The following is a 4608-nucleotide window of genomic DNA, read 5'->3' on the forward strand; positions in this document are numbered from 1 at the left end:
TATTGATCAAAGTTTTAAGGATTTGGAGATAATTTGTGTTGATGATGGGTCAACTGATGATACTTTAGAGAGATTGGAGGAATATGCTTCAAGGGATAGCCGCATTCAGGTTTTTCATCAAGAGAATCAGGGTCCTGGAGGGGCCACTAACACAGGGATTTCCAAGGCATGTGGAAAGTACATATATTTGATGGATGCTGATGATGCCCTTGACTTGAACGCCCTTGAAGAACTTCATGATATCATGGAAGAGAAGGACTTGGACTTTGTAATCTTCAAGGCAATCAATTATGATCAGGATACCGACAGCTATTATGAAGATAGGTATTTTACAATGCCTGAATTGCATGAATGTGTTGGAGATTCAGTTTTCAATTGGAGGGATTTGGGAAACCTAATCTTTAAGATGTGTGTCACTCCATGGTCCAAACTTTACAGGCATGATCTGATTAAGGAAAGCGGAGCAAAATTTCCTTTGCACTTGATCTATCATGATAATATCTTCTTTTTTGAGATATTGTTCTCTTCAAAGAGAGTCTATTTCTATGATAAGTTCCTTTATAAGAGAAGGGTTCATTCAAGTTCCATTGTTAATTCCCATAATGATAAAAGTGTTCATGTAATTGAAACACTTAACTTGGTCTTTAAGACATTCATGGATTACGGCCATTTTGAAGAATTCAAGGAAGACCTCTACAACAGAAAGATCAGTCTGTGTAATTATCGCTATAAGTTGATTATGGATGAATTCAAGGAGTTTTTCTTCATTGAAATGAAAAAGGATTTTGAAATGATCATTGGCCATGAGAAGTATGAGGAGTTCCATTCCAGTTTGAATTCGGATATGAGAAGATTATTTGATAATGTAATTGATTCAGATAATCATGTTCAATATGATTTGAGAAATGAGCTTTTCAATTTAAAAAGAAATAATGGTAAGTTGAAGAATCAAGTGAAATCATTAAAGAATAAAAATAAGGGATTAAATAAAAAAAATAAGAAATTAAATAAGGAAGTTGAGGATTTAACTAAATTTAGGAAAAGCGTATTGTCCTCAAAGAGTTGGAAATTGACAAAGCCATTTAGAGCATTAATGAATTTCATAAGAAAATTATAATTTTTATTTGTATAATCTTTAAAAATTTAAACTTTGATGGTAATAATATGAAAACAATATTGGTTTGTGGAGGAGCAGGATTTTTAGGTTCAAATCTATGCTCTTACTTGGTGAATAAGGGAGAAAGGGTTATATGTGCAGATAATTTCAGCACAGGCAATATGAACAATCTAAAGGATTTGGATTCGTCATTATTCAGTATCATTGAACATGACATTACAGAGCCTTTAAGAATCGATGAGAGCATTGATGAGATTTATAACTTGGCATCAATTGCAAGCCCTCCACTTTATCTTGAAAGGCCTATTTATACATTCAAGACCAATGTTTTAGGTGCTTTGAATCTACTTGAGCTTGCAAATGAAAAAGATGCTAGGATTCTCCAGACAAGCACTAGTGAAGTTTATGGGGAACCTTTGGAGCATCCTCAAAGGGAAACTTATCGGGGAAATGTCAATCCTATTGGAGTCAGGGCCTGTTACGATGAAGGAAAAAGGGCTGCTGAAACACTTTTCTTTGATTTCAATAGAACTTATTCCACTAAAATTAAGGTTGTAAGGATTTTTAATGCTTACGGTCCGAATATGGAACCTTATGATGGCCGGGTTGTCTCCAATTTCATCATCCAATCATTGAAAGGGGAAGACATTACAGTTTATGGTGATGGAAAGCAGACAAGAAGCTTTTGCTATGTTGATGATATGATTGAAGGATTGTATAGGATGATGAATTCAAGGGAGGAATTGTTAGGGCCTGTCAATCTTGGAAATCCTAACGAGTTCACCATTCTGGATTTGGCTCAAAAAATCATTGAAAAGACCAATTCAGAGTCCGAATTAGTTTTCTGTCCTTTGCCAACTGATGATCCGACCCAAAGAAAACCTGATATAAGTTTAGCCAAAAGTGAGCTCGATTGGGAACCTAAAATAGAATTGGATGAAGGTTTGGATAAAACCATTGAGTATTATTCCAATTTATTAAACATTTAATCTAATTCTTTTATTTTTCGATTAAAGTAAAAGATAGGATTCTTTTTTTAAAATTTTATATGAATTAAAAGTAGTAAAAAAATTGAATTTTAAAGAAATAAAAAAAATGATAAAGAAAAAGATAATAAATTTATTTAAGATTAATTCGGATTTTTTCAATTAAATAAATTTATTTTAAATAAAAATTATAAAATTTAAACTTTAAGAATAAAAGTAAATGTATTAAAATAGTATGGAACTATTTTAATCATCTAACTTATTTTAAAATCTTTTTGACTGTATTGGATTTGACCCAGATTTTCTTGGATCTGTATCTTACTCCAATGTAACCTGGCTTGAGCCTTAGGATTTGGCTTGAATAGGTTTCACCTTTGATGTCATAGATGACTATTTGACCAACTTTAAGTTCAAATAATGTTCCATTGATGTAAACCTCTTCAACATCGGTTTTAGCCTGATGGACCATTAATCTTTTTTGACCCTCTTCGACAGGTTCTTCTGCAGGAGCAGCTTTTCTTGTACGTTTGGATTTAGCTTTGGCTTCAGCCCTTTTGCGGAGATCTTCTTCGCTGATGCCTTTTGATCCTAAAATCTTCTTGGTGTTTTCTGCTCTGCGTTCTTTTTCTTTTTCTTTAGCTTCAATCTTCTTATAGTCCTCTTCGGTGTAGACATTTGCATCTTTTTCGGATGTCTCATCATCAACATCTTCGAAGGAATCGGACAATTCCTCATCATCTGTCTTATTGTAAGATTCCTTATTGATTTCCTTGTATATCTTGTCCACATCTTTATTCGGTCTATTGTTTGCCAAGTCCCTTTCTTCCTCATGAATTGGAGTGATTGTAATGGTATCCCCGATATACTCGATTCCATCTCCCAAGTCCTGAGCATAGTCATCAGGAACTATGTCATCTTTAGTTTCCACAACAACTGGTGTTTGAGGAACATTGGCCTTTCTGAAGTTTCTAATGGATTTGATTGCACTGTTGAACAATTCATTTCCTGTGGAAATTCTTTCTTCCTCATCTGAATTGATTGTAACAAATTCATTTTCAGGGCTTTTATCCTCTTCAACAATTTCGTCCTTATTCAAGAGAATGTGCAGGTCATCATGATAGATGTCATCTGAAATCTGAGGATCCTCTTTGGATGCTTCCACTTTAATTTCTTCTTTAGCTTCAGTTTCAACTGCAGGTTCTTCTTTAGCTTCAGATGCTTGTTTGATCTTCTCAATAGTATCCTCTATTTTTGGAGTTTCATCTTCTTTTACAGCTTCTACTTCAGCTTTAGCCATTTCTCCTTTAACAGCTTCAATGTCTTCTACTGGAATATCTGATAATTTTTCTTCCACATCTTCTTTAGCTTCTTCAATCTTTTTAATTAAATCAGCGGTATCCGCTTCAGCTTTTTTGACTATTTCATCCTTTTCATCGCCAACAGCTTCAACTTCAGTTTCTGCAGTCTCTTTAATTTCTTCTTTCACTGCATCTTCAATCTTTGCAGATTCTTTCATCTCTTCAATGGTTTCAGCTGGTTTGACGGATTTAACCACTTTTACAGTGCCTTCACCAGCATCTTCAACAACCAATTTGTTTGATTCGCTTGCAATGAATTCCTTTTGCTTTTCAGTCATTGGAACTTGGCGAGGTTTAGGTTGCTCTGCTGCTTGCTTTGCACTGTTGATAGCAGCAGTATGTTCCGGTTTGATAGGTTCTTGGAAGGATTTGACCTCTTCTTCCTGATTCATTTGAGTTTGAACTCTTTCAGGGGTTCTAGGAACCTTAGCAACAGGTTCAGCTTGAGGTCTTCTTACTTTTCTAGCTTGTTTTTTAGGAGCTTCTTCCATTGCCTTTGCTCTTTGTCTGAGCAAAGCGGTTGTTCCACCTACCTCTCCATTTTCAACATCATCAATAGTGTTTGCATATAATTGGGCTTCACTTAAGTTAGCGCGGTTTCTGTTTCTGGCCTTTCTGGTTCTTCTGCGTTTTTCATTGTCATAGTCAGCCTTTGTGCTGTTGATAAATTCTTCCAGTTTCTCTTCTTCATCATCTTTTTCCTTATCTCTGTAATATATCTTAACAATTATTATGGATATGATCCCAATAAGTGCTATGAGAATAAGCAATATTGCTGTTATTTCTTTCATTTTTGTCACCGAATTAATCTTTATCTTAAATATTGAAGTAGTTCTATGGTTCACATATATGCAAACAATAGAACAGATATAAGTAAATTAGTATAAGTAAATCATACATTATCTTATAGTATTATATGTATATCTTTTTTATTTTATTTATACATTAGTTTTATATTTTATTTTCACATGAATTTTTTCAAATTTTTCAGAATACTTAATCCTTTCAATACACAATTTTAAATAATATATTTAATATATAATTAAGTGTTAGACAGATAGAAATTATTGTTAAATTAATTTTAAATCATCAGAGTATTTTAAGATTCATTTAACTAATAATTTTAATGATTAATAATTTTTATTCA

At 33.3% G+C, this 4608-nt stretch carries 3 protein-coding genes; 2 read left to right on the forward strand and 1 reads right to left on the reverse strand.

All coding sequences use genetic code 11. The annotated features are described in order from the left end of the window. Both IJE13_RS01350 and IJE13_RS01355 read left to right on the forward strand, forming a co-directional pair. On the forward strand, positions 1 to 1117 hold a 1117-nt coding region (locus IJE13_RS01350), incomplete at its 5' end, for a glycosyltransferase (RefSeq protein ID WP_292776161.1). 47 nt (positions 1118 to 1164) lie between these two features. Continuing rightward, positions 1165 to 2106 (forward strand): UDP-glucuronic acid decarboxylase family protein, encoded by a 942-nt coding sequence (locus tag IJE13_RS01355; protein WP_292776163.1) that lies wholly within the window; start codon positions 1165 to 1167, stop codon positions 2104 to 2106. A 256-nt stretch (positions 2107 to 2362) separates the two neighbouring features. Here IJE13_RS01355 and IJE13_RS01360 read toward each other — a convergent pair whose 3' ends face one another. Then, the gene (locus IJE13_RS01360; RefSeq protein ID WP_292776165.1) at positions 2363 to 4252 is read right to left on the reverse strand and encodes a hypothetical protein; all 1890 of its coding nucleotides are present in this window, start codon (positions 4250 to 4252) and stop codon (positions 2363 to 2365) included. Positions 4253 to 4608 lie beyond the last annotated feature (356 nt).

This window comes from Methanobrevibacter sp. (genome assembly GCF_017410345.1).
GTDB lineage: Archaea > Methanobacteriota > Methanobacteria > Methanobacteriales > Methanobacteriaceae > Methanobrevibacter.

Bases quoted from the DNA above. Each gene is read 5' to 3' on its own strand.
- IJE13_RS01355 (WP_292776163.1), top strand. From the start codon at position 1,165: ATGAAAACAATATTGGTTTGTGGAGGAGCAGGATTTTTAGGTTCAAAT.
- IJE13_RS01360 (WP_292776165.1), bottom strand. From the start codon at position 4,252: ATGAAAGAAATAACAGCAATATTGCTTATTCTCATAGCACTTATTGGG.